The sequence below is a fragment of the Scytonema sp. UIC 10036 genome (assembly GCF_009725235.1).
Genome location: NZ_WJFC01000143.1, coordinates 1 through 23,604 on the forward strand (window position 1 = coordinate 1; position 23,604 = coordinate 23,604).

General features: G+C 43.0%; 23 protein-coding genes. 15 read left to right on the plus strand and 8 right to left on the minus strand.

Annotation, left to right across the window (positions count from 1 at the left end):
* Positions 1–281 precede the first annotated feature (281 nt).
* Entirely contained in the window at positions 282–644 is a 363-nt protein-coding gene (locus tag F7734_RS42345) for a DUF6464 family protein (protein ID WP_155750379.1), read from the plus strand.
* A 76-nt stretch (positions 645–720) separates the two neighbouring features.
* Here F7734_RS42345 and fmt read toward each other — a convergent pair whose 3' ends face one another.
* Complete coding sequence (fmt, locus tag F7734_RS42350; RefSeq protein WP_155750406.1) at positions 721–1,716, minus strand: methionyl-tRNA formyltransferase; 996 nt, start codon at positions 1,714–1,716, stop codon at positions 721–723.
* 1,111 nt (positions 1,717–2,827) lie between these two features.
* On the opposite strand from fmt, the gene F7734_RS42355 reads away from it, so the two are divergent.
* Both F7734_RS42355 and F7734_RS42360 read left to right on the plus strand, forming a co-directional pair.
* Positions 2,828–4,168, plus strand: a complete 1,341-nt coding sequence (locus tag F7734_RS42355) for a hypothetical protein (RefSeq protein ID WP_155750380.1) — start codon at positions 2,828–2,830, stop codon at positions 4,166–4,168.
* A gap of 463 nt (positions 4,169–4,631) precedes the next feature.
* Complete coding sequence (locus F7734_RS42360; RefSeq protein ID WP_155750381.1) at positions 4,632–6,062, plus strand: hypothetical protein; 1,431 nt, start codon at positions 4,632–4,634, stop codon at positions 6,060–6,062.
* 333 nt (positions 6,063–6,395) lie between these two features.
* Here the strand turns inward: F7734_RS42360 and F7734_RS42365 are convergent, their stop codons facing one another.
* The gene (locus tag F7734_RS42365) at positions 6,396–8,579 is read right to left on the minus strand and encodes a flavin-dependent dehydrogenase (protein WP_155750382.1); all 2,184 of its coding nucleotides are present in this window, start codon (positions 8,577–8,579) and stop codon (positions 6,396–6,398) included.
* Between the two features lie 158 nt (positions 8,580–8,737).
* Between F7734_RS42365 and F7734_RS42370 the strand changes: the two genes are divergently transcribed.
* Positions 8,738–8,983 (plus strand): hypothetical protein, encoded by a 246-nt coding sequence (locus F7734_RS42370; RefSeq protein WP_155750383.1) that lies wholly within the window; start codon positions 8,738–8,740, stop codon positions 8,981–8,983.
* 59 nt (positions 8,984–9,042) lie between these two features.
* Here F7734_RS42370 and cimA read toward each other — a convergent pair whose 3' ends face one another.
* A complete protein-coding gene (gene cimA / locus F7734_RS42375; RefSeq protein ID WP_155750384.1) occupies positions 9,043–10,698 on the minus strand; it encodes a citramalate synthase in 1,656 nt (551 codons plus the stop codon).
* Between the two features lie 416 nt (positions 10,699–11,114).
* Here cimA and F7734_RS42380 point away from each other — a divergent pair, with 416 nt between their 5' ends.
* The 7 genes from F7734_RS42380 to rpsN all read left to right on the plus strand — a co-directional run bounded on the left by F7734_RS42380 (position 11,115) and on the right by rpsN (position 17,887).
* Positions 11,115–11,453, plus strand: a complete 339-nt coding sequence (locus tag F7734_RS42380) for a 2Fe-2S iron-sulfur cluster-binding protein (protein WP_155750385.1) — start codon at positions 11,115–11,117, stop codon at positions 11,451–11,453.
* A gap of 15 nt (positions 11,454–11,468) precedes the next feature.
* Entirely contained in the window at positions 11,469–11,879 is a 411-nt protein-coding gene (locus tag F7734_RS42385; protein WP_166482494.1) for a hypothetical protein, read from the plus strand.
* A gap of 183 nt (positions 11,880–12,062) precedes the next feature.
* Positions 12,063–14,003: a glycine oxidase ThiO gene (thiO, locus tag F7734_RS42390; RefSeq protein WP_155750386.1), complete on the plus strand. Its 1,941-nt coding sequence runs from the start codon at positions 12,063–12,065 to the stop codon at positions 14,001–14,003.
* Positions 14,004–14,213: 210 nt separating this feature from the next.
* Positions 14,214–15,494, plus strand: coding sequence for a serine--tRNA ligase (gene serS, locus F7734_RS42395; RefSeq protein WP_166482496.1), 1,281 nt, complete (start codon positions 14,214–14,216; stop codon positions 15,492–15,494).
* 127 nt (positions 15,495–15,621) lie between these two features.
* Entirely contained in the window at positions 15,622–16,719 is a 1,098-nt protein-coding gene (gene rseP / locus F7734_RS42400) for an RIP metalloprotease RseP (RefSeq protein WP_155750388.1), read from the plus strand.
* The gene (gene nth, locus F7734_RS42405; RefSeq protein WP_166482495.1) at positions 16,695–17,375 is read left to right on the plus strand and encodes an endonuclease III; all 681 of its coding nucleotides are present in this window, start codon (positions 16,695–16,697) and stop codon (positions 17,373–17,375) included. The genes rseP and nth overlap by 25 nt, the downstream gene beginning before the upstream one ends.
* A 209-nt stretch (positions 17,376–17,584) precedes the next feature.
* Positions 17,585–17,887: a 30S ribosomal protein S14 gene (rpsN, locus tag F7734_RS42410; protein WP_155750389.1), complete on the plus strand. Its 303-nt coding sequence runs from the start codon at positions 17,585–17,587 to the stop codon at positions 17,885–17,887.
* A gap of 117 nt (positions 17,888–18,004) precedes the next feature.
* Here rpsN and F7734_RS42415 read toward each other — a convergent pair whose 3' ends face one another.
* Complete coding sequence (locus F7734_RS42415; RefSeq protein ID WP_155750390.1) at positions 18,005–18,334, minus strand: hypothetical protein; 330 nt, start codon at positions 18,332–18,334, stop codon at positions 18,005–18,007.
* A gap of 108 nt (positions 18,335–18,442) precedes the next feature.
* On the opposite strand from F7734_RS42415, the gene aat reads away from it, so the two are divergent.
* Positions 18,443–19,021, plus strand: coding sequence for a leucyl/phenylalanyl-tRNA--protein transferase (gene aat / locus F7734_RS42420; RefSeq protein WP_155750409.1), 579 nt, complete (start codon positions 18,443–18,445; stop codon positions 19,019–19,021).
* Between the two features lie 137 nt (positions 19,022–19,158).
* Here aat and F7734_RS42425 read toward each other — a convergent pair whose 3' ends face one another.
* From F7734_RS42425 to F7734_RS42435, 3 genes are read right to left on the minus strand one after another with little or no spacing between them, the layout of a single operon-like run.
* Positions 19,159–19,281, minus strand: a complete 123-nt coding sequence (locus F7734_RS42425) for a type II toxin-antitoxin system prevent-host-death family antitoxin (RefSeq protein WP_155750391.1) — start codon at positions 19,279–19,281, stop codon at positions 19,159–19,161.
* A 6-nt stretch (positions 19,282–19,287) separates the two neighbouring features.
* A complete protein-coding gene (locus F7734_RS42430; protein ID WP_155750392.1) occupies positions 19,288–20,094 on the minus strand; it encodes a DUF3598 family protein in 807 nt (268 codons plus the stop codon).
* Between the two features lie 30 nt (positions 20,095–20,124).
* Positions 20,125–21,027, minus strand: coding sequence for an ABC transporter permease (locus F7734_RS42435; RefSeq protein WP_166482497.1), 903 nt, complete (start codon positions 21,025–21,027; stop codon positions 20,125–20,127).
* A 230-nt stretch (positions 21,028–21,257) separates the two neighbouring features.
* On the opposite strand from F7734_RS42435, the gene def reads away from it, so the two are divergent.
* The 3 genes from def to F7734_RS42450 all read left to right on the plus strand — a co-directional run bounded on the left by def (position 21,258) and on the right by F7734_RS42450 (position 22,686).
* Complete coding sequence (gene def, locus F7734_RS42440; RefSeq protein ID WP_155750394.1) at positions 21,258–21,821, plus strand: peptide deformylase; 564 nt, start codon at positions 21,258–21,260, stop codon at positions 21,819–21,821.
* Between the two features lie 11 nt (positions 21,822–21,832).
* Positions 21,833–22,039, plus strand: coding sequence for a hypothetical protein (locus F7734_RS42445; RefSeq protein ID WP_347566374.1), 207 nt, complete (start codon positions 21,833–21,835; stop codon positions 22,037–22,039).
* Between the two features lie 299 nt (positions 22,040–22,338).
* Positions 22,339–22,686 (plus strand): hypothetical protein, encoded by a 348-nt coding sequence (locus F7734_RS42450; protein ID WP_155750396.1) that lies wholly within the window; start codon positions 22,339–22,341, stop codon positions 22,684–22,686.
* An 81-nt stretch (positions 22,687–22,767) separates the two neighbouring features.
* Here the strand turns inward: F7734_RS42450 and cas6 are convergent, their stop codons facing one another.
* Positions 22,768–23,604: a CRISPR-associated endoribonuclease Cas6 gene (gene cas6, locus F7734_RS42455; protein WP_155750397.1), complete on the minus strand. Its 837-nt coding sequence runs from the start codon at positions 23,602–23,604 to the stop codon at positions 22,768–22,770.

The following is a 23,604-nucleotide window of genomic DNA, read 5'->3' on the forward strand; positions in this document are numbered from 1 at the left end:
CCCCCATCCCCCCCCCCCGGGCTGCCCTGGTCACAGTGGATGGGCCCACCCGGTCCGTGCCCCGCTGCGGGGCCCGTGGGCTGGGGGCTGATACAGTGTCAAGATAGTTTACAGAATGTAAACTAATATAAAGAGGTCATTCATTATTTTGTTTGTACCTCTAACTTTACCAATCATTTTTACAATTTGTTAGGAAATCGTTAACTGTAATATAAACTAAACGAGCGAACACAGTCTCCTACGCTACCATCCTATTAATGTCAATACCATTAAAAATGCCCATGGAACCAGATTCTCTACCAACCGAGGTTATTCTGACACATCCACGTCAGACTATAGGAAATGTCCAACTTGATTGGACACCACAACCGGGAAATTATCTCGATCTTGAAGGAAAAACCTACGCTGTTTTAGAGCGTCGCCACCGCTATCAATTAAAGGCGGGGCGTTATCGTTTGCAAAAAATTGCTCTTTACGTGCAATCTGCAACACGCCCAGATGAGAAAAGTTTTGTGGGAGGACGTTGGGTTCTCGGTGATGCCACTTGCCGCTACAATGCTTATTCAGAAATGATACGCTGTGCTGTTAAACCAGAAGGACCCTGTGAAACTTGCCGTCACTACGAAAGAAGAAATTATGAATGATGAATGATGAATTATGAATTATGAATTATGAATTGAAGGTTTAAGCGTTCATCATTCATCATTCATCATTCATCATTCACCTAAAACCTTCTCCCACGACTAAACGCGTACCATTAATGAAATCCCACCCTGACTGAGGACGTTTACCAGCCGGTTGAACTTCTCTCAGGAGTAAAAAACCATCTCCAGTTTGTACGATCGCTCCGATCCCCTTGGCAATACCGACCACTTCCCCTGGGTTACCGGACAATACCGACAAATCGGGCAATTTTTTTTGTATTGCTTCCATTTCTGGTGGTAACTCGTATCCGTAAGTAGAGCCAAGGGGCGCAGTGGCAATAATTTTTAGAGGTTGATTCCGAAAGGTTGTAACACATTCAGGGAAAAACGCTCGAATTTGATTGTGTAACTGTATTGCACTTTTTGACCAATCCAAGCGATAATCATCCTTTGCAATCATTGGTGCATAAGTCGCTTCAGAATCATCTTGAGTAATTGGTTCCACTTCCTGACGTTTAAGCTTTAACAAAGTTTCCACCAATAAATCTGCACCCGTGACGGCAAGTTTTTTTGCCAAATCATGGGCATTATCCAATAATCCTATGGGTGTTGTGGCTGTTAGTAACATTGCACCAGTATCCATCCCCGCATCCATCAACATAGTTGTGATACCAGTTTCCGTTTCGCCGTTGTACAAACACCATTGAATGGGCGCTGCTCCTCGGTATTTTGGTAAAATCGACCCATGTACATTGATGCACCCAAATTTAGGCATATCTAAAATCTTTTGCGAGAGAATTTGCCCGTAAGCAACAACAACAAAGGCATCAGCATTTGATTCTCGAAGTTTGGTCAAAGTTTCAGCATTTTTTTTCACCCTTTGGGGTTGCCAAACGGGCAAATTGGCGGCAGTCGCAACTGCTTTTACTGGTGAGGGTGTCAGTTTGTTCCCACGCCCGCGCCGTTTATCAGGCTGTGTCACAACTGCTATGACTTCAAAGTCTGGATGGTTCAGCAGTTTTTCTAGAGTCGGTACGGCAAAATCAGGAGTTCCAAAGAAAACAATTTTCATAGGGGCATTGGGAATTGGGAATTGGGCATTGGGCATTGGGCATTGACTTTTTATCTCAATGGTAATGATAGGCTTATTTCCGTTCTCAGTAGGTAGGGCGGAAAGAAACACAACTATGTTAAAGAATGTAAAGATGCCTAAAACTCTTGCCAATGACCAATGACAAATGACGATTCTAACCAGTCACTGTTTTGTGACAAATTCGTTGTTTTTTGTAAAAAAAGATGGTTTTGTAGGGTTATAATAATTTCGCTGGAACATAAGCTAGCACTTTATGCATCTGCTGTAGCCAAGTTTAACTTGTTAGCGATCGCAAAGCAGGGGCTATTCACTTTATCTCTTAACGTAGAGATAAAGAGTGTGAACTATGGCGTAAAAGTGCAGAAAGCGCTCAGAAATGATGCGAAGGGCTAGTGTTTGTTGAACGCAATTAGCGGCATCTATTGAAAAACAGTATCAAGGCGAGCCATGGCACGTCTAATGAATTTCTAGAGATGTCTGACACAAAATTACATAGTCTCCAAGAAATCTGAGTCTGGAACCGATCTTTTCAACCAGAGGTGCTCTTCCATAACTGTTATAACTGAACAAAGCAGTTTTGGCAGCTTAATTTTAGTGTATTCCCGCCGGCTAGATCTCAGAAGCGACCGCAAAATCAACTTGGAGACAGGTTTGGTTTGCAAAATTTTCAACTAATGCCATACTTGTACCGAGACAAGTATCTCTGGTGTGGTATCAAAATATAAACAAATGATTCCCACTCCTAGCAGTCAGACTGGGTACGAAGAGTGCGCTGAGTGTTAGCGTCTTGCTAATACACAGACAATCGTTGAGGTATGCCTCATCCCCGCAGTGCTCTGTGTTATCACTAGCACCCGTAAGAGGCTATCTTGGAAATAGTCTGTATAAATACTTGCTCGCAGTAACTCCCAAACATAAGTAACAGCAAAGCGTAGAAAAAGATACTCCAATTTTGTAAAAGTATGCGAAGTTTGAGTAAAAAATCTCGTTAAATTGGGAGTTCCCTGTTATACCTATTATTGATAGTCTGCCCGATTGCTGTATCAGGCATTCCTCCTCACACAGCAACCGCCCTTTAGAGAGTCAACAAATGCTGAAACACCTTATGTTGTCAGGATGGTTAAGCGTGCAACCATTCCAAAAATATATTATTTTTGTTATGCTGATCGCGCCCTTAATGGCGGCGTCGGCTCACTCTACTTTGGCAAAACACACACAAGCAGCTAAGCTAACCCCCGTAGTACCAGACTCTGATTCAGCGCCTTCTGACTTGGTGTCAAACGAAACGGCTGCTGATGGCGAACAAAATTTAGATGAAGTAGCAAAAATATCTCAAGACACTTTTGCTTCTAAATCACTTGCTACACCAACGTCTCTAGCTGCAGTTCAGCAACTGCAACTATCACACAGCGAACTGGAGGCTTTGATAGAAAATGATTCTTTGTCCAAAGAAATTCCCGCAGCTAATGAAGATCTACTAGCCGCAGTTCAACTTGCTCCATCAATAATCTCAGAGGATTCCAAGAGCGAAAACAGGTCTGAAAGGGAGTTGGATCTGATACAACGCTTGAAAGCTGCTAAAGTAAAAATTCTCGCAGATCGGAAGAATAACTCCGCATCCAAAGAATTTGTGGTTGCTGAAGTCATAGAAACAGCTACAGTTGCTCCTTCAATAGATAAATTAAAACCAATCACATCAGTTCCTGTTGTTGAACAACCACCAGAGGGCGCTCAATTACAACAAGATCCTGTGGGAAGCCCGCATCCCATTCCCTGGCAATGGATTCAATCCACCCAGGAGGCTATTGGTTCCAAAGGTGCTTCTGGAGTCCGTTACTATCGCAGCGTACCCGTCATCTCGCCAGATGGGCGATATGCAGCTTACAGCCGCGTACAAATAGAAGTTAAACCAGAAATGCATAACAGCCGTGTCAGTAGCATTCTGTTTATAGAAGATAGACACACTAAAAAGTTACGAGTGGTTAGCTCAACTTCCGATATAAACGACCCGTTACTAAAAGTCAATGTCACATCAACAGAAGGTGACACACAAGGAACTATTGGAGTTCTTGTTCCTGTAAGCTGGTCGGAGAAAGGCGATCGCTTTTTAGCACGTAAGTTTGAAGGCTACATGAACACGTCTGATGTCACAGACTGCGCTGTCATTTGGGATCGTAATAAAGGTCAATCTCAGAGCGTTACACCTTCTCAAAACGAACACAAGCATGAAATTGCAGTCTTATTGGGTTGGAGTAAAGTTCAACCAGAACAGGTGTTATTCCGCGCAGGTGAATTAGGCGAAGAAACATGGCCAATGATCGCTGTTTCCTATGATGGTTCAACCATAATGGCAAATAATACAGATGAACCAGTAACTTTTGGCGAAAAAGTGAAAGAGGTGTGGGGAACTCCTCCAGTCGCTTATAGATAGTTTAAGAACTGGTTAATTAATCTAGATATAGTGACTGCACTTCCGATGCCAAAATTTAGTATCTGAAAGCAACTCAATGTTAACTTAAATAAATTTCACAACAAGAATCCTGGAAATTACTAGAGTACCAGGCTTCTCAATTGTTAATTAATATTGCTTAACAAGAGGGGAACAGGGAGGAACGACTTGTTTTCTGTTCCCAACGCGAGTTGAAATTAGGAGGTCTGATTCTTTCCCAATGCCCTTTTGCCCAATCCCCCAATTTCCAATAGTTTGTCAGCCTTAGCACGAGAAAGCCGCGTCTCACTAATGGCTTGTATCTAAATCATAGAAAAATTCAATTTGCCTTATGGAAAAGAATTTGATATGACAGCATTTGTATGTGAAATATTACCACAGTCTCTGGTTTTAAGTTTAAGCTAGTGGATTAGGAACCATCCGATGAATTTCGGTAAGAATAGTGATGAATGAAGCTGATACCTCTAAAAATGAGGCTTTCGTTGAACCATTGAAATCGAGTAACTCGCCACAACCAGAACCTGCAAGTTGCCCGTTTTACTCTGTTTTGCCTGGTGAAACCATAGCAAGTGCAAAAGTTCCACTACTAGCACCAGCACAAGATAAGAAATGTGAGAACGATATCACATCGGATGGTGCTTTTGATGGGGACTGGGTTGCAGAACCGGATCGTGACAAACAGCAGATGATAGACTCCGAGTTCAAGAAATTATTGGTCTTGAACGAAGAACTGCGTTTGGCCAACGATGAATTGTACGACCAAGTGCAGTACCTTAAAATGGCTTTAAATGAGTCAGAAAAGGCTGTAGATTGGCAGAAAAAGCGCTCTAGTGTTACAGAGACAATGCTCAGCCAACAAGCACAAGAACTAGCAGCTGCTCAAGAGCAAATAAAGTCCTTATATCAACAGTTGGAAACTGCAAATGCAAGCGCCCAGCGCCAAGAAAGTTTAGTTGAAAGCTATAAAGCGCAATCAGAAATTAACCAGCAACGCCTTGCCCAACTAGAGAGAGAGTGCGCTCTTATTCAATCTAACTATAACGAACAATCCCATCACTTAGTACAAGCAGAAACCGCTTGTCGAGAGTTACGGACTCGGCTGATGCGACAGCAACGCCAGACTTTACAATTCAAAGCAGCGCTAGAAAAGTGTTTGGAAACTCCTGTTCCCAGCTACGACTCTCTTGATGATAACGATTCCGGGAGCAAAGCCTCAAGACTTCCCAAGCGGGTCAATTCTTTGTTTACCCATACACAACCCATTAGACCTTGGTCAGGAGAACAGAATCTATTTACAGATGATGATGATAATCCTTGGGAAGATTATACATCACCTGTTCAGAAAGGAGAAAATAGATTTCCCAATCAACCATCGCCTTGGGACATTTCAGATGAGGAGGAAGAAGAAATTCCATCTCCATTAAAAACCACCGACACACCCGAAATAGAGAAAGCTTCTCTACCAGATTCTAGCGACCTAGATCGACAGTTGGATGGGGTCATCCAAATGTTCTTTGCAGCCAATTCTCCACCTGCACAGCCAGCATCTCCTGTGGAAGTAAATGAAAACAGTACTCTGGCGGCGACAACTATCTGGGAAACAACTGCTACACATTTGGTAGATGAACCAGAAGAACCAGAAACAACTGAAGTACTTACGAATCAAACTCCACCAGAAGAATCTGTTGATGTTTGGTCAGAACAAGCACCAGTTCTCGAATTACCAACAACTGCTGTTCCCTACGTGCAATTGATGAACGAATCTGCCAACTCTAATTCTCCTTCACCCCTAGTGTATCCACACCGTCCGCCAAAAGGTCGAAAATCTCTATCATCTGTTGAATTGCCAAAGTTTAACAAAAATGCTGACAGCTAATGGCTAATCGCTAATGGCTAATGGCTAATGGCTATCTTAATTATGTATCTCCTCGTTCCCAAGCTCCGCCTGGGAATGCCCTAGGAGAGGCTCCGCCTCCAGTACTCAAAAGGTGCAAAAGAGAGACTGCTGTGCTGCATTCACAAGCCTTGGCACCGGATCGAGAGAGTATCAAATGAGGGGTATGACCCCTCATTCACCAACAATAGGGCTATGCCACACGCTAAATGTTGTAAGGTACAGCCCCACCTACACCTAAATGGCTAATGGCTAATCTTGAATTCATCACTATTAGCCATTAGCCATTAGCAATTAGCAATTAGCCATTAGCCATTAGCCATTAACCATTAACTCAGATGTTAGTTTTGTTACATTGTTTTGTGTGCTTGCTACACCTGTGGTAAGAGCATAGTTAATTGCGAGAAGTTGTAACCACAATGCTGGATAGCGGGGTTCTAACCAGGAACTCATTTGACGCAGCAACTGTGGGAACCATCCTTTTAATAAAGTCCTTACGAGGGTATGGCGTCCAAAGTCAAGATAATTACCCGTCCACCTGATTAAATCTTTAGCACCGGCGAGTTCCCAAATCCATAGCAGTAATTTGGGATTGTTTTTTGCTGCTTTCCATGCCAAGCGGTTAAATGTCCACCAATCAAATCTGTCTTTAATAAAGTTGTCTGCGACTTCTGGGGATTCGTCTGCTAACAAACCAAAAAAGTTGTTGAGCATTGAGTTGATTCTTTGGGGTGGTAAGAATTTCCCCGTAGGAACCATCATTCCTTTAGAAAACATCCAGGTGACAGCAATATTATTTTGGAAAGCACGGATTTTATTCAGGTGCTTTACGCGCAGCAAGTCGTGTTTCAGTGCGACATCTAAAAGGGTTGTCAGTCGTTCTAAATTGCGAACAAGAGAACCAAAACCCGTGAAAACTAGGGGAGATTGCAGCGATGCGGCATCCCCTATTGCTATCAAACGGTCAAAAGCAACCGTGCGATCGCGACTCCCTACGCTAAAATGTCCTGGTATGTACCCAAATGTTGGCTTTTTCCACACCAGTTTATCCATATCGCAACGGCGATACTCTGGCAGAATTGTAAAAAAATCTTCATACATCTCTAATAAAGAACCGGGGTTTTTAGCGTTGACCTCATGGTAATGGAATAAATATATTGTTAGCTCCTCATTTGCCCCAGGAAACAATTCCCAAATCAACTGCCGTCCGCGTGAAATATCTCCATGACTGTTAAGAACATCTCCATACTGAGAATCCCACACACCCAGTTCAAATCCTTTCTCTATCGCTGCTCCTACTGTAGGGCATACACTATCAAAGGCACGACCTCCGTTTAATTGCCATGCGATTGGTGAAGCAGTGCCCATTGCGTCTACGAGTAACCGCCCACTCACCTGTTTATCCGTTTGGGTAGGTAAATGCTTGACACTCATAACAATTTGTGCATCGTATACATCCGCTTTCACAAACTCCGTTTCATCCCAAATCTCACCACCAGCAACGCGCAACTTTTGCCCGCACAATTGCAGTAATTTCTCAGAATCCAATCCTATGTTAAGGACTGTAGGTGTATGCAAAATCGGTGCTTTGAGATATTTGGGATTATTTCCATCAAAAAATTTATTAAATCCGTCCTTGTACTCTCGTGCAATACACGCTTCCACTTCTGAAGGTGTAAGTAAGCCCAAATTAACCAAACTTTGAATTTCATCACGAGATATATTCCATTCGCGATTCATACGTCCAAAAGGCAATCTTTCTATTAACAGCACTCGATAACCCAGTTTTGCCATCACAGCCGCATGAATAACGCCCAGGGCACCGCCGATGTAAATTAGGTCATATTGAGGAGAGGCGGTAGACAAGGGAGACAAGGGAGACAAGGGAGACAAGGCAGAGGGGGTAGACAAGGGAGACAAGGCAGAGGAAAAAATTCCCCCTTGTCCTCCTTGTCCTCCTTGTCCCCCTTGTCCCCAGCCCCCAGTCCGAGAAAACACCACTTGACGCGGTTGCTTGGGATTCCGCACACCTTCACGCCATTGTTTTTCCCACCAGTAGACACGTTTGAGGTCATACTCCCCATTTGGCATTTTTTGAAAATATTTGACAGTAAGAGGATAATATGGTTCAAGTGCCTCAAAAATTGATGCTTTTGATAAATCAACCATTGGTGGTTCGGGATATTCGTGGGGAAAGCGACTGCGAATCTCGATAGTGAGGCGCTGAAGAATTTGCTGCTCTTTTGGAAAAGGTTTGTCCCCCCAACGGAAAGCTTTCAGATAAGTTGTTCGCTGTACTGACCAAACAAATACAGATAATTCTGTCGGTAATTTTTCCGAACTCGTCTCGTTAGTGGTTGTAGTATTTGGGGTTCTTAAGCGAAAGCCTTCCGAAGTCAGCAATTTTTCCCCTATTTCTGGGTCAAAATGAGTTTGCAACCAGTCGCAAACAGCAGCTGTGTCGGGGGTAGGGATTTCTAAATACAGTAACTCTCTCATTTTTCCTAGCATCTCCAATAAATCTATGTATTAAGACAGATTTAACAAAAGGCTAAATTAAGGTAATATCCGCCCTATTACTTGAACAAAATTCAGTAAAGAAACTTTAAGAGGTTCTCATATTTATTATTCATTTTGTTTTTCTGTAAACATACGCCATGAATTATCCCATTCCAGATAGCCCCCAAGAAATCTTTGCCTTACGACACCAACCTGCTGTTAATGAAGAACTGGTTGCTCTAGCAATTGCTGGTGTCATTAAAATTGTTCGCGCCCAGGGTCAATCCCTAGAAGAGGTAACCGCCCAAGTCCTCGCCGACGATAGTTTGCTCGACATACAGCAGAGACGCTGGTTGAGCAAAGTCGTTGCCCAAGTTTGGGATAGTTTTTCTCAAAATGGTTAGTGGTTGGTGGTTAGTGGTTAGTGGTTAACAACCAACAACCAACCACTAACAACCAACCACTAACCCATTAAAGCCATTTGAGCTTGAGAGTGTAGCAACAACCCGTATTCTAAGCCCTCAACAACAGCTTGATAGGAGGCTGCTAAAATGTTGGTCGAAACTCCCACCGTTGTCCAGCGTTGATGCCCGTTGCCTGATTCGACTAAAACTCGGGTTTTCGCTGCTGTTCCTGTATGTCCGTTTAAAATTCTCACTTTGTAATCCGTCAGTTCAAAGAAAGCAATTTGGGGGTAGAAATTCACCAAAGCTTTACGTAATGCCGCATCTAATGCCGCAACAGGTCCGTTACCTTCTGCCACTTCCAGAATATCCCTACCACTCACAGCTACTTTTACAGTCGCAAGCGCACTTGTTGTTTCTTCTCCTTGAATCAAGTCACAGTGAACTTGAAAGCCTTTAATTTCAAAGAAGGGCTGACGGTTTCCCAAAGCCTCGCGCATTAACAACTCAAAACTTGCTTCTGCTGCCTCAAATTGATACCCCTCTTTTTCTAAAATTTTAAGACGTTGCAGAATTTGCCCAGTTGTGGGATTGTTTTTATCCAGTTCAATCCCAAAAGTTCGTGCTTTCGCTAAAACGTTACTGACTCCTGATTGTTCGGAAATAACTATCCGGCGACGATTTCCGATTTTTTCTGGTTGTATGTGTTCGTAAGTCAGGGGATTTCGTTCTACCGCCGATACGTGAAGACCGCCTTTGTGAGCAAAAGCCGAACGTCCTACAAAAGGAGCATGCTCGTCAGGGGCAAGGTTCACGACTTCGCTGACAAAGCGACTGATTTCTGTGATGTGAGATATCTTGCGATCTTCAAGACACTGATAACCCAATTTTAACTGCAAATTGGGAATTAAAGAACAAAGATTGGCGTTGCCGCACCGTTCTCCATATCCATTGATTGTGCCTTGTACCATTCTTGCTCCTGCCATAACAGCAGCGATCGTGTTCGCAACTGCTGTATCTGAATCGTTATGAGCATGAATACCTAATAAAGGAATTGTCATTTGTCCTTTGTCATTTGTCATTTGTTTTTGACTTGCGATCGATGATAAATGACTGTTGACTGCTTGGATAATTTCAGTAATTTCATGGGGTAATGCACCACCGTTGGTATCGCAGAGAGTTATCCACTCAGCACCAGATGCGATCGCAGTTTCTAGCGTTTGTAAAGCATAATCTCGATTGTGCTTGTAACCGTCGAACCAATGTTCTGCATCATAAATGACACGACGTCCTTGACTGCGAAGATAGTCAATAGTGTCTTGAATCATTGCCAAATTTTCTGCCAGTGTTGTTTTCAGTCCTTCGGTAACTTGTAAATCCCAGGACTTGCCAACAATCGTCACCCAGCGCGTTCCAGCCGCCAGAATTGCTTGAATCATTGGGTCTTCTGAAGCTATTTTATTGGGGCGTCGAGTAAAACAAAAAGCAACAATTTCTGCTTGAGTCAGGGGTTCTTCTTGAAGGTGCCAAAAAAACTGCACGTCTTTTGGATTTGCACCAGGCCAACCACCTTCGATAAAAGGAATTCCCAGTTGATCCAGCCTGCGTGCAATGCGTAACTTATCCTCTATAGAAACCGATAACCCTTCGCGTTGAGTGCCATCCCGTAACGTAGTGTCATAAATCCAAAGCTGTGATGATGAATTTGCAGTCATATGATGAGAATTAAGAGACAACTTGCAATGAAAATGGGTAATGGGCTTTGGGCAATGGGCTTTAGGCGTTAGTTACTTTTTCTGTTCTCTACGCCCTTTTTTCACATTCTGGAAGTATAAATGTTTATCCTTCACGCTTTATCCTTTATCCTTCATCCTTCATCCTTCTTTAAGGACTTACGCATTTTGCCCATATTTGTTACAGACTCAACCTGACTCCCCTCGATATTGTAAGAAACCAATACTCTCTTTCTTTGTGTCCTTTGCGCCTTTGCGGTTCATTCAAAAAGATAATTTTCGCACAAGGGTAAGAGGGTGTTTTGAAGTGGCACAATAGTATACTATATGAGTCTGATTCTAGATTAGAAATAAATTGTTACAATACAACCAACAGGTAACACACCTAATATAATTAGATGCCTACAGTACAAGCTCAGGGAAAAACAATTGAGTGCCAGCGTGGAGATAATTTGCGGCAAATATTGCTGCAAAATGGTATTGACCTACATAATGGCGGTGCTAAGGTAATAAACTGTCGGGGACTGGGAACCTGCGGTACTTGTGCAGTTCTTGTGGAAGGCGAAGTATCACAGACAAATTGGCGCGATAAGGCGCGTCGCTCTCTACCACCCCATTCTCTCACAAAAAACCTGCGTTTAGCTTGCCAAACCAAGGTTATTGGAAATGTGAGAGTGACAAAATTTGAGGGTTTTTGGGGACATTGTTCTCAACCACTTTGGACACCAGAAAGATAAAACGGAGAAAACAACATGGGCAGATGGACACCACTCATCCTTATGGCTGGGGGCTTGGCGATTTTACTAGGGACATTACTAGGGATTAGCTTTCCTATGGGCGGTCAAAATACTGCCCAAAATCTAACACCAACACAAAAAACCAGAGCATCAAGAGTTTTACCAGCTAATATCAATGTCAATAGCTCTGGTAACAGTAATGCTCCTAGCAATACCAACAATAACAGTACGAGCAACAGCAGCACGGAGAGTGCTAATGAAAGCACCGAGAATACTAGAGGTAACGTAGCTCAAGTTCAGCAGCAGCAAAATAACAACACTGAGGAGCAAATCCAAGAAGGAACGGACAATACACCCAATACAACAAATAATCAGTCAACTGAGGAAACCAATCAGCAAAACGAACCCATTAGAGCTTTGTGGTAAGACGAGCAAGGCATTAATTCAAATCTAAATATAAAGAGATATGAGCGATCGCTTATGAGTTATTAGTTATTAGTCAACAGTCTCTAGCCTATTGTCAAAAGCCGTGACTTCTTGACTCTTGACTTGATGACTCTATGACTGTTGATTGTTGAACTTTGACTGTTGACTACTGACTATTAACCAATGACTAGTAACGTTTTAATTATTGGTGGCGGCATTATTGGATTGGCAGTCGCCATCGAACTAAAATTGCGGGGTGCTCAAGTTACACTCGTAAGCCGAAACTTTCAAACCGCCGCAACTCATGCAGCAGCGGGTATGCTAGCACCAAGTGCTGAAAAGATTTCCCACACAGCCATGCAGGAGTTATGCCAGCGTTCTTTGTCCTCTTATGCCAATTGGACGCACAAGCTCGAAACTTTTACAGGGTTAAACACTGGTTATTGGTCTTGCGGTATCCTGACACCAGTCTTTCAAGAGAGAGGGGAAACGACTCCCCCCAACCTCCCCTCCTCGTCCCCAAGTTACTGGTTGGAGCGAGAAACAATACACCAGTACCAACCAGGTTTGGGAGAGGAAGCAATCGGTGGTTGGTGGTACCCTGAAGACGCACAAGTGGATAATCGCGCTCTAGCACAAGCATTGTTAGCAGCTGCCCAATCGCTTGGCGTTGAAATCAAAGAAGGTGTTGCCGTTGAGGGAATTCAGCAGCAACAGAGGAGAGTTGTTGGCGTACACACAAATGCAGGCATTATCCAAGCCGAACAGTACGTTTTGGCAACTGGTGCTTGGTCTAATGCAATATTTCCACTCCCCGTGCGTCCGCGAAAAGGTCAAATGCTGAGCGTGCGAGTCCCCAAGAATGAGCCGGATTTGCCTTTGACAAGAGTTTTATTTGGGGAAGAAGTTTACATTGTTCCGAGACGAGATGGGCGCATTATTATTGGTGCAACCAGTGAGGATGTTGGCTTCACTCCCAATAACACCCCAGCAGGAATTCAATCTCTACTACAAAAAGCAATCCGTTTATATCCTCAAATACAGCACTATCCTATCGAGGAACTATGGTGGGGATTTCGCCCCGCGACTCCAGATGAATTACCCATTCTTGGCACCAGTGCCTGTGAAAACTTAACCTTTGCTGTTGGTCATCATCGGAATGGTATTCTTCTAGCACCTATAACAGCAACATTAATAGCGGATTTGATTTTAGAGCAAAAATCCGATCCCCTACTTTCTCATTTTCACTATTCGCGCTTCCATACCAAGTCATCGACTCCTTCAATGCTGACACTCCCTACTCCCTACTCCCTACCCCCTACCCCCTCTCTTCAAGACACACCACTTCAAATTGCTGGCAAAACTTTCAATTCTCGCTTGATGACGGGAACTGGTAAATACCGTAGCATAGAGGAAATGCAGCAAAGCGTTGTTGCCAGTGATTGCCAAATTGTCACTGTTGCGGTAAGGCGAGTACAGACAAATGCACCCGGACATGAAGGTTTAGCAGAAGCACTGGATTGGTCAAAAATTTGGATGTTGCCCAATACAGCAGGTTGTAAAACTGCAGAAGAAGCCATTCGGGTGGCACGTTTGGGACGAGAAATGGCAAAGCTTTTAGGACAGGAAGATAATAATTTCGTCAAATTAGAAGTCATTCCTGACGCTAAGTATTTACTACCCGATCCTATTGGAACTCTACAAGCTGCAGAACAATTGGTGAAAGAAGGATTTGCTGTATTGCCCTACATTAACGCTGACCCAATTCTCGCACAGCGTTTGGAAGAAGTGGGTTGTGCTACTGTCATGCCTTTAGCATCCCCTATTGGTTCCGGACAGGGATTGAAAACAACTGCGAATATTCAAATTATCATTGAAAATGCCAATGTACCAGTGGTGGTAGACGCCGGTATTGGAACTCCCTCAGAAGCGTCGCAAGCAATGGAGATGGGCGCAGATGCTTTGTTAATTAATAGTGCTATAGCTTTATCACAAAACCCACCTGCAATGGCACGAGCTATGAATTTGGCAGCAGTTGCAGGTCGTTTGGCTTACCTTGCTGGCAGAATGCCTTTGAAAAACTACGCTAGTGCTAGTTCTCCTTTGACTGGAAGGATTGATTAGGGACTGGGGACAAGGGAGACAAGGGAGACAAGGGAGAAGTACTCATAACATATCCCCAATCCCCAATCCCCAATCCCCAATCCAAAATCTAAAATCTAAAATCCAAAATCCAAAATCCAAAATCCAAAATCCAAAATACAAAATCCCCATTGACAAATTACAAATGACAAATGACAAATAACAAATGACTATTAATAATTGAGTAAATCTGTGTTAGACATTAGGCAAATACGGGAAAATCCACAATTAGTGCAGGAACGGTTAAATACTCGTGGTGGAAACTACGATATTCAACCGCTTGTCGAGTTAGATACACAGCAACGCGAATTAGAAGCCAAGCGAAATCAACTCCAAGCACGCAGTAACGAAATTGCTAAGCTAATCCCTGAAAAGATAAAAGCTGGTAGCGACCCCAAAGGACCGGAAATCAAAGCATTGCGAGACGAAGGCAGTTCAATCAAAGCTGAACTTGGGACAATAGAACCCCAAGAAAAAGAACTGTTAGCCAAAATTAAAGAATATCTACTGGCAATACCCAACTTACCTAGCGACTCTACACCCATTGGTAAGAATGAGGAAGAAAACGTTGAAGTTCGTCGTTGGGGCGATGAATATCTTCCTAAAAACCAAAATATTCTTCCTCATTGGGAAATTGGCGAAAAGTTAGGAATTTTTAACACTGAGCGGGCTGTCAAAGTAGCACAAAGCCGCTTTGTCACCTTAGTGGGCGCAGGTGCAGCACTGGAGAGAGCTTTAATTCAATTTATGCTCGATCGCCAGATAGCAGCCGGGTATGTAGAAATCATGCCTCCTATTTTGGTCAATAGCGATTCCATGACAGCTACAGGGCAATTGCCTAAATTTGCCGAAGAAAGCTTTAAGTGTGAAGCAGATGATTTGTGGCTGGTTCCCACAGCAGAAGTCCCTGTCACCAATCTCTATCGTGGTGAAATTATTGATGGAGAACAATTGCCCATATACCACTGTGCTTATACTCCCTGTTTTCGTCGAGAAGCAGGTAGCTACGGACGTGATATGCGGGGATTAATTCGACTGCATCAGTTTAATAAAGTTGAAATGGTAAAATTTGTCCATCCCAGTACCTCTAGTGAGGAACTGGAAAAAATGGTGGAGAATGCTGAAGCGATTTTACAAGCCTTGCAGTTGCCGTACCGAGTTTTATCCTTATGTACGGGAGATTTAGGGTTTCACTCTGCCAAAACCTATGACTTGGAGGTTTGGCTTCCTTCTTCTGGTAAGTACCGGGAAATCTCCAGTTGTTCAAACATCTTAGATTACCAAGCACGACGGGGTGATATTCGCTTTAAAGAAAGCGGTAAAAAAGGAACTCAATTCGTTCACACCCTCAATGGTTCGGGCTTGGCAGTAGGACGGACAATGGCAGCGATTTTGGAAAACTATCAACAAGAAGACGGAACGGTACGGATACCAGAAGCACTACAGCCTTACTTGCGACGAGAGGTGTTGTAATAGCTAATTGCTAATCGCTAATAGCTAATGGCTAATTGCTAATCGCTAAGAGTTTTATTCGCCATTAGCCATTAGCCATTAGCCGTTAGCATAAAATAGAAGTGCTGAATCAGTTCATTTATCATTTATGTCATTTCTTCCGGCATTAGCAGCGATCGCAGTCTTAGCTGTTTTAATCTTGGTACACGAGTTCGGACATTTTATTGCAGCAAGGTCTCAGGGGATTTACGTCAACCGTTTCTCTTTAGGCTTTGGTCCGATTATTTGGAAATATCAAGGAGCGGAGACTGAATATGCTATCCGTGCCATTCCATTGGGTGGTTTTGTCGGTTTTCCTGACGACGATCCCGATAGCACCATTCCGCCTAACGATCCAAATTTGTTGCGTAACCGTCCGGTTTTAGATAGGGCGATTGTTATTAGTGCAGGAGTTATAGCCAATTTATTATTTGCCTACCTCCTTCTTGTGACACAGGTTTATATGATTGGTACAGCACAAGCAACTCAACCAGGCGTTTTAATTCAACAACTGGCACCAAACGTGAGTTCTGTGGCAGCAAAAGCTGGAATTGAGCCAAAAGATGTCATAATAGCAGCCGATAACAGAAAATTTGAAACCTCAGTCCAAGAGATAGAGGCTTTAAGAAACATTATTAAAACTCGTGCAGGACAACCAATCCAATTAAAAATTGCTCGTGGGGACACAACGTTATTTTTAACTGTTGTTCCTGAAGCAAATGCAAAAGGGGATGGCACTATTGGTGTAGAACTTTCTCCTAATGGTAAGGTTGAGCGTCGGCGTGTCAGCAATCCGATACAAGCTTTGAGCATTGGTGCGGCTGAATTTCAACGGATTGTTTCCATGACATTCCTGGGTTTCGGGCAACTCATTACGAACTTTCAGGAAACCGCAAACCAAGTTGCAGGTCCTGTGAAGATTGTAGAAATAGGGGCTAACATTGCTCAAAACGATGCAGGCAGTTTGTTCTTCTTTGCTGCTCTCATCAGTATTAACCTGGCTATCATCAACATATTGCCTTTACCAGCTTTGGATGGTGGACAACTCGCTTTTCTCCTCGTTGAAGGTGTGCGAGGTAAACCCTTACCCAACCGCATTCAAGAAGGTGTGATGCAAACTGGTTTGGTGCTACTTTTGGGATTAGGCATTTTTCTCATACTTAAAGAAACTACCCAATTGGAGTGGGTGCAAAAGTTATTCCAGTGATTGGTATCCGCAAACAATCGTCAAAGAAACAACGAGCACTAGAAATTCTCGTTCGCCTGAAGCGCCTCTATCCCGACGCTACCTGTTCTTTAAACTATGCAAGCCCAGTACAACTGCTTGTAGCGACTATTCTCTCCGCTCAATGTACTGATGAGCGAGTGAATCAAGTGACACCTGCCCTATTTAGTAAATTTCCTGATGCAGCGAGTTTGGCAAATGCTGACTTAGCAGAGTTGGAAAATTTAGTCCGTTCCACTGGTTTTTATCGCAATAAGGCAAAGAACATCAAATCCGCCTGCCAAACCATCGTGAGCGAATTTGGTTCTCAAGTGCCAAAGCGAATGGAGGACTTACTCAAGCTTTCCGGTGTAGCTCGAAAGACGGCAAATGTCGTTCTCGCTCATGCTTATGGAATTCATGTTGGTGTAACAGTTGATACCCATGTCAAACGTCTCAGTCAGCGCTTAGGTTTAACCGAACATTCCGACCCCATCCGCATTGAACGAGATTTGATGGGATTATTACCTCAAGCAGACTGGGAAAATTGGTCGATTCGGCTTATTTATCACGGTCGTGCCATTTGTAAAGCGCGATCGCCCGCATGCGAGGCTTGTGAACTCTCCGACCTCTGCCCTTCTGCGAGCAGTGAGCAGTGACCAGTGACCAGTGACCATTCCTCGTTCCCAGGCTCCGCCTGGGAATGCCTTCAGAAGAGGCTCCGCCTCCTTCCTCAAAAAACCCAGGAATATTGCCATTCATCACGTCATTTTTCATACAGTTATAAATTACGAGTTATATCTTAGCTATTATTTGTGTAATTATATAGAATGGAAAATGCTGTCAAAAAAGTAAGCTACCAAATAATATGGCAAAAAAGAGCATGATTGAGCGCGAGAAAAAACGCGCAAAACTCGTACAAAAATACGCTGCTAAGAGAGAAGCGTTGCTGGAAGAATTCAAAGAGGCAGAATCTCCTCTAGATAAGCTGGAGATTCATCGACAAATTCAACAACTACCCCGCAACAGCGCTCCTAGCCGCCGCCGCAATCGCTGCTGGTTAACAGGTCGTCCAAGAGGCGTTTACCGCGACTTTGGGCTATCTCGGAACGTTCTGCGGGAATGGGCGCACGAAGGTCTTTTACCAGGAGTGGTTAAGTCTAGCTGGTAATCAGATTTTAGATTTTGGATTTTGGATTTTGGATTGTTCGGATAATGCTCAATTTCAAAAGTCTTCTTAGTAAAAAACTAAGCTCAATCTAAAATCTAAAATCTAAAATCCAAAATTCTATTGTCCGCAACATTTATCAATGCCCAAACTTTCCAAAAGTAAATCGCTGACGGCGTTAGCAATAGCAAACTCTCCGTAAAAACTTTTGGAAAAATCAAACGACTGCATTTCGGTAACAATAGCAATTACCAGAGAACCCAGGTCGTTTTCCCCCTCCATTCGCTGGCGCACAAAAATCTGTGCAGCTCTTTGGGCAATTTTTTCATTCACTGCTTCTGGGATAAATTCCTCATCTAACCACCGATGCAAGCGCAGTTGCAACCACTCTCCCTCAAGTACGGGATTTTGTGCCGGTGGTAAAGTGATAGGTGGGATGGATTCGTTCATGTCTTTATCACTCAATCGGCATAATTAAAGTTAACTTATTAGAAGTGTTATTTGTCACTGGTTACTGGTCACCGATCGCTGGTCACCGGTCACTGGTCACTGGTCATTATGAATTATGATATCGCCACTATTGTTCAAGGTTACGCTCAAGGCTATTTTCTCATGGCTGATGAGGATAATGTCTTGGGATGGTATGGAAGTCGCGATCGCACTCTCATTCCTCTAGATGACAGATTTCGCTACCCCAAATCCTTGAGGCGAGCGCTGAATCAAGAGCGTTTCAGCATTGCAATTAACCGTGATTTCAAATCTGTTGTAGAAAGCTGTGCTGACAGAGAAATAACATGGATTTCGCCAGAGTTAGAAGAGATTTATTGGGAACTTTACCAAGCAGGATGGGCGTATAGTTTTGAAACTTGGCAAGGGGACGAACTAGCAGGAGGTATTTTGGGGATTGTTATTGGGGGTGCTTTTATTGGAGAGTCAATGTTTTACCGCATTCCGGAAGGCTCGAAAGTAGCAATGGTGAAGTTAGTAGAGAGATTGCGGGAAAGACAATTTGTACTGTTCGACGCCCAAATGATGAATCCCCATTTGGAAAGGTTTGGGGCTTATCGCATCAATGATGATGAGTATCAGGTGTTGCTTAAAAAAGCTTTGTTGCTCCGGTGTTCTTTGGATAATTGACTTGAATTTTAGCCTTAGATTTACCCCACCCTAACCCTCCCCTTGGAAAGGGGAGGGAATTGGAAATTCAATTTCCCCCCAATACATCGGGGAGATTAAGGGGGGTAAATCTAATTTGTGTGACATCGTAACCTCCTTCAACCTTCAATAGGAACTAATGCAGCTACTGGCTGCCCGTTTCGGGTTAAAACAATTGGCTCTTGACTTTGAGCGTGCTCAGACCAAAAAGCATCGGATTCGCTAATTTCAACTGTTTTCATAGGTCATTAAATTTTGTTCTCTGTCACTAAAGTCAGACTTATCCAATCTCCCTTGTCGCTGTAGCTGCGAATCATCCGTTGGCGCAAACCTGGTTGAATAAGCCAACCAACTTCAAGGAAAAACGGCTGACGCAGTGACAGTTTGAGTGGAGACGTTGCTGATGCACCATTAGGTAAAAGTAAAACTTGTACCTGTTTTTGGGAATCTTGGTCAAAGTGGATGATAGAGTTTTTAACAGTAGCTGTTGAGGAGATGGTGCGATTGCCAAAAGTCAAGCTTTGGATGAGTCGTCCATTCCCATCTAGCTGTAGTTGCATTTTTGTAGAATAATTTTCAGGAGAACGCCAATCGGGATAAATTGTTACTGCTTCGCCTTGCCATTCTCCGAGTAACTCGTCCACTGTCAGCGGAGGTTTTTGTGGTGGTTGAGTTCCTGCTAAGTGTTCTCTAATTAAGGTTAATTTATCTAACTGAAGATTTTTATCAAACAACTGAACAAGACGCAGGCGTTGATTTTCATAAATCAAACCAAATTCTGCACCAAATTCAGAAAATGGTGCTAGTTGAATTGAACCTTGGGAAAACGCCCCGTTATCAAAAAATAGTACACTTCGTGCAAGCGTGCTGTATTCTAAGACTTTATCACTTCCGCCCAAACGAATTGTTTGACGAATTTTCTGGTTGTTATCTAGTCCTTCTAGAGCAACTACACTTGGGGTGTCTTCTAAAATTTCACCTAGAGGAGAAAGGCGAGTGAATGAGCCTTCCCATTCGCCTATATTTTTTAGCAGGGCTGTCCATTGGGAGTTCATAGTTGAGTATATTACGTTTAATTGGTTCATTTAAGTTTTGGCAAATCGACGCACAGCAAAGATACTTCCCAATAATCCCACGACAGCACCAAAGCTTAAGAGTATGATGGGTAATAACAGCGTTTGCAGTACGCTCAGTTGCAAACCATTGGTGAGAAACTGAATAAATTCAGGTTGATTGACTAACCAACGACTGAGAAACTGTTGAAGACAGCTAATAAATCCCCAAGCGATCGCACCTCCTAGAATACCAAAAACGATACCCTGTAACACAAACGGCAAATAAATCCAAGCTGAAGTCGCCCCTACGAGTTGCATGATTTCAATTTCCCTCCTTCTTGCTATGACAATTAGGCGAATAGTTGTGGAAGTAACGGCAACTGCTGTCAAGGTAAGGATAATGGTAATAGCGAATGAAACCCAGTTTAAACCTTGATGCAACTGGGCAATGCGTTTCAATGCTTCATCTACATACTGCACTGTATCAACTCCCTGTAATTTTGCCAGTTGTGTGGCTAAAGTTGGAACAACAGAGGAGTTTTGCGCCTTCACTTTTAATTCATCTACTAAAGGATTTTCGCCAAGCTGTTGAGTCGCACTATCAATATTAGAGATACCTAGTTCTTTAACTAACTTAGTCCAAGCTTGCTCTTTTGTAACCGTCTGAATACTGGCTACTTCTGGCATTTTAGCTACGAGTGGCTCGATTGTTTCCACCCGCGCACTTGGTTCGAGGTAGACGGATACTTCCAGTTGGCTACCAAACTGGTTAAGTAATTTTTCTAACTGCCAAGACGTTTGCAAGCTCATGCCGAATAAAAATAATAACACGGTGACAGTACTTACCGCCGCCCAGTTCATCCATCCCCCACGTCGCAAACCGAGAAAAGTCTCTTTAAGTAGGTAGTCAAATTTGGTGAAGAATTTAAACACGTGAAGCCCCCAATGTTTGTGCAAGGAGAAATAATGCATACCTTATACTCGCAATTGGCAGGTTTTGCAAACAGAAGTGTACGCCGATCGATCTGTGTGGCTATTACATCTTTATAATGGGTTTTACCCGTTACAGTGAAGGAACTGGAATTGTTAAGATAAGTTTAGACGCTGTTTGTTGCGCCTCTGAACTTATAGAACCTATCTCAAGATAAGCGAGTTACAAAATCATGCCTATAGAAATTGCTGTAGAAAAGAAAAAGTTACAAAATCCACCATTAGAAATGCATTATTTGGGCGATCGAGTCCTCCGTCAACCCGCGAAGCGAATTTCCAAAGTCGATGAGGAACTGCGCCAACTGATACGCGAAATGTTACAAACCATGTACAGCAAAGATGGTATTGGTTTGGCAGCACCCCAGGTAGGAATCCACAAACAACTGATTGTAATTGACTGCGATCCAGAAAACCCAGCCAATCCCCCCTTGGTATTAATTAACCCCACCATCAAAAAAGTCAGTCGCGATTTGTGTGTTGCTCAAGAAGGTTGTTTGAGCATACCGGGAGTATATTTAGATGTGAAGCGTCCCCAGGTGGTAGAAATCTCTTACAAAGACGAAAGCGGGCGTCCCCAGTCATTAAAAGCCGGAGATTTACTGGGAAGATGTATTCAGCATGAAATAGATCACCTCAACGGGGTAGTATTTGTAGACAGAGTCGATAACTCTTTGGCTTTAGCACAAGAGTTATCTAAGTATGGCTTTTCGCACCAAGCAGTAAAACCAGTAGCATAGGTGGGTTGATAGTGAATACAATAACTCCAAAAAGTGGTTTGTTTTTAGCAGGTTCTTGTATTGCAGCCATAGCGGCGGTTGGTTCAATTTTTGAACTCTCTTCCGGACAACCAGATTTAGGTACTCAAACAACTGCGATTATCTTAGCACTCAGCATTCCACTAACAGGATTATTTTTTGTCGCTGCAGTTAAGGATGCCAGAGCTAATATTAAATAAGCATCAGGTATAAAAAAGGAAAAAGGGAAAAGAAAACGAAAATTGTTTTTCTTTTTACCTTTTACCTTTTACTTCCAAAATTGCTCAAAATTTAAGAATGATTATTAAATTATAAGTAGGGTGGGCAAAGCTCACCCTATTTGTTATCTGGTGAGCTTTGCCCTCATCCTTCATACTTTACCCCTTATCCTTAATTCCTGTACCTTACAATACAATTTACTTTTTATATCAAAAGTTATTATATTCACTAACAAAAGCTTTTGTAAGAAACATTTCATAGTGACAATTTCATAGGTTTTATGAAAAACACAGATATCACTGAAGTGGGTAAACAGGTGAGCTTTGCCTACATATTTTTCAACGGTTATGGATTTTTTCCCTCAAAAGTGGTGGCTAATTGGTTGGGTCTTGAATCTCTCCCAGATTGGGAACATGATACTATTTTGGATTTATTAGCTGTAGACCAAATTGCAGCTTGTGCCAAACTGGAGAATGAATTAGCTCAAAAATATTTAACTTTTTTCAAATTACGAGGAACCCATACAGAAAAATTTGCTACCAAAGGTTTTGGTCTCAATTTAGAGATACTAAAAACTGTAGTAACCTGTCAAAAAGCGATCGCACCACCATATATTCCAATTGCTTGAAGGCAGAAGGCTAACCATTAACCACCAACTACTAACCACTAACCACTAACCACTAACCACTAACCACTAACCACTAACCACTTAAACTTCCAATCGACGAATCATTCCCATGCCCATGGTGGTTTTGCGCCCTGCACCACAGTAGAGAGCGAAATCAGCTAGGGCATTGATATGTTTAATGATGGAGGGATCGACTTGACCTAAAATCCGATAGTTAATTTCGCCGACACAGCCGATAAATTTACTGCGTGAGTCAACTGCTACAGCTGTACGAATGTTAAAGAAACTGGGGAAAATGAATTCTGTGAGATTGGATTCTAAACTAATACCGCTATATTTGTTCCAGCGTTGAAGCAAACTGTTAAAGACGCATTCTCTGGTTGGTAAAGCGGTATCAAAATGACCTTGACGAAAGTTAGTGGGAGTACAGAAACTTAGGGCAATTTGACGCTCGCTATCGGAAGCTTGCTCGTACAATTGGGCGTAGGTTGTAGCATTTGCCCAAGGTTGTGTTGTGTGGGGCGTACCAAGGATAGTGGTAATGTATAGGTCAGCCGGACCGAGATGCCAAGGATGAGCGGGGTTAAGATTGAGCCAAAGTTGGGTAAGTTGACCAAAAAAATTGTCGTCTAATAGGGATATGCGCCACCAACAACTTGTTCCAGTTGGTATGGGTTTTACGTGTTCCCACTGTAGTATCGGGTCTAAAATTGTGCTTTTGTTACTGGCGTTTGCTTTGACTTGTAAGGGACTGATGGTAAAAGCTTTGTCAGCTGTGGAGTCATGAAGGCGATCGCCCAGTTTTCGATCTACGGAACTCACAAGGTTGAGAAACAGTGCATGGAGATGTCTGCCGGTGAGAAATTGCGGTAGAATGGGAGATTGAGGAAAAAAGTGCAGAACTAGGCTGTGGGGCAT

What these genes read in the sequence shown, in the direction of transcription:
- F7734_RS42345 (WP_155750379.1), top strand. Translation starts at nt 282, where the DNA reads ATGGAACCAGATTCTCTACCAACCGAGGTTATTCTGACACATCCACGT.
- fmt (WP_155750406.1), bottom strand. Translation starts at nt 1,716, where the DNA reads ATGAAAATTGTTTTCTTTGGAACTCCTGATTTTGCCGTACCGACTCTA.
- F7734_RS42355 (WP_155750380.1), top strand. Translation starts at nt 2,828, where the DNA reads ATGCTGAAACACCTTATGTTGTCAGGATGGTTAAGCGTGCAACCATTC.
- F7734_RS42360 (WP_155750381.1), top strand. Translation starts at nt 4,632, where the DNA reads ATGAATGAAGCTGATACCTCTAAAAATGAGGCTTTCGTTGAACCATTG.
- F7734_RS42365 (WP_155750382.1), bottom strand. Translation starts at nt 8,579, where the DNA reads ATGAGAGAGTTACTGTATTTAGAAATCCCTACCCCCGACACAGCTGCT.
- F7734_RS42370 (WP_155750383.1), top strand. Translation starts at nt 8,738, where the DNA reads ATGAATTATCCCATTCCAGATAGCCCCCAAGAAATCTTTGCCTTACGA.
- cimA (WP_155750384.1), bottom strand. Translation starts at nt 10,698, where the DNA reads ATGACTGCAAATTCATCATCACAGCTTTGGATTTATGACACTACGTTA.
- F7734_RS42380 (WP_155750385.1), top strand. Translation starts at nt 11,115, where the DNA reads ATGCCTACAGTACAAGCTCAGGGAAAAACAATTGAGTGCCAGCGTGGA.
- F7734_RS42385 (WP_166482494.1), top strand. Translation starts at nt 11,469, where the DNA reads ATGGGCAGATGGACACCACTCATCCTTATGGCTGGGGGCTTGGCGATT.
- thiO (WP_155750386.1), top strand. Translation starts at nt 12,063, where the DNA reads ATGACTAGTAACGTTTTAATTATTGGTGGCGGCATTATTGGATTGGCA.
- rseP (WP_155750388.1), top strand. Translation starts at nt 15,622, where the DNA reads ATGTCATTTCTTCCGGCATTAGCAGCGATCGCAGTCTTAGCTGTTTTA.
- rpsN (WP_155750389.1), top strand. Translation starts at nt 17,585, where the DNA reads ATGGCAAAAAAGAGCATGATTGAGCGCGAGAAAAAACGCGCAAAACTC.
- F7734_RS42415 (WP_155750390.1), bottom strand. Translation starts at nt 18,334, where the DNA reads ATGAACGAATCCATCCCACCTATCACTTTACCACCGGCACAAAATCCC.
- aat (WP_155750409.1), top strand. Translation starts at nt 18,443, where the DNA reads ATGAATTATGATATCGCCACTATTGTTCAAGGTTACGCTCAAGGCTAT.
- F7734_RS42425 (WP_155750391.1), bottom strand. Translation starts at nt 19,281, where the DNA reads ATGAAAACAGTTGAAATTAGCGAATCCGATGCTTTTTGGTCTGAGCAC.
- F7734_RS42430 (WP_155750392.1), bottom strand. Translation starts at nt 20,094, where the DNA reads ATGAACTCCCAATGGACAGCCCTGCTAAAAAATATAGGCGAATGGGAA.
- def (WP_155750394.1), top strand. Translation starts at nt 21,258, where the DNA reads ATGCCTATAGAAATTGCTGTAGAAAAGAAAAAGTTACAAAATCCACCA.
- F7734_RS42450 (WP_155750396.1), top strand. Translation starts at nt 22,339, where the DNA reads ATGAAAAACACAGATATCACTGAAGTGGGTAAACAGGTGAGCTTTGCC.
- cas6 (WP_155750397.1), bottom strand. Translation starts at nt 23,604, where the DNA reads ATGCCCCACAGCCTAGTTCTGCACTTTTTTCCTCAATCTCCCATTCTA.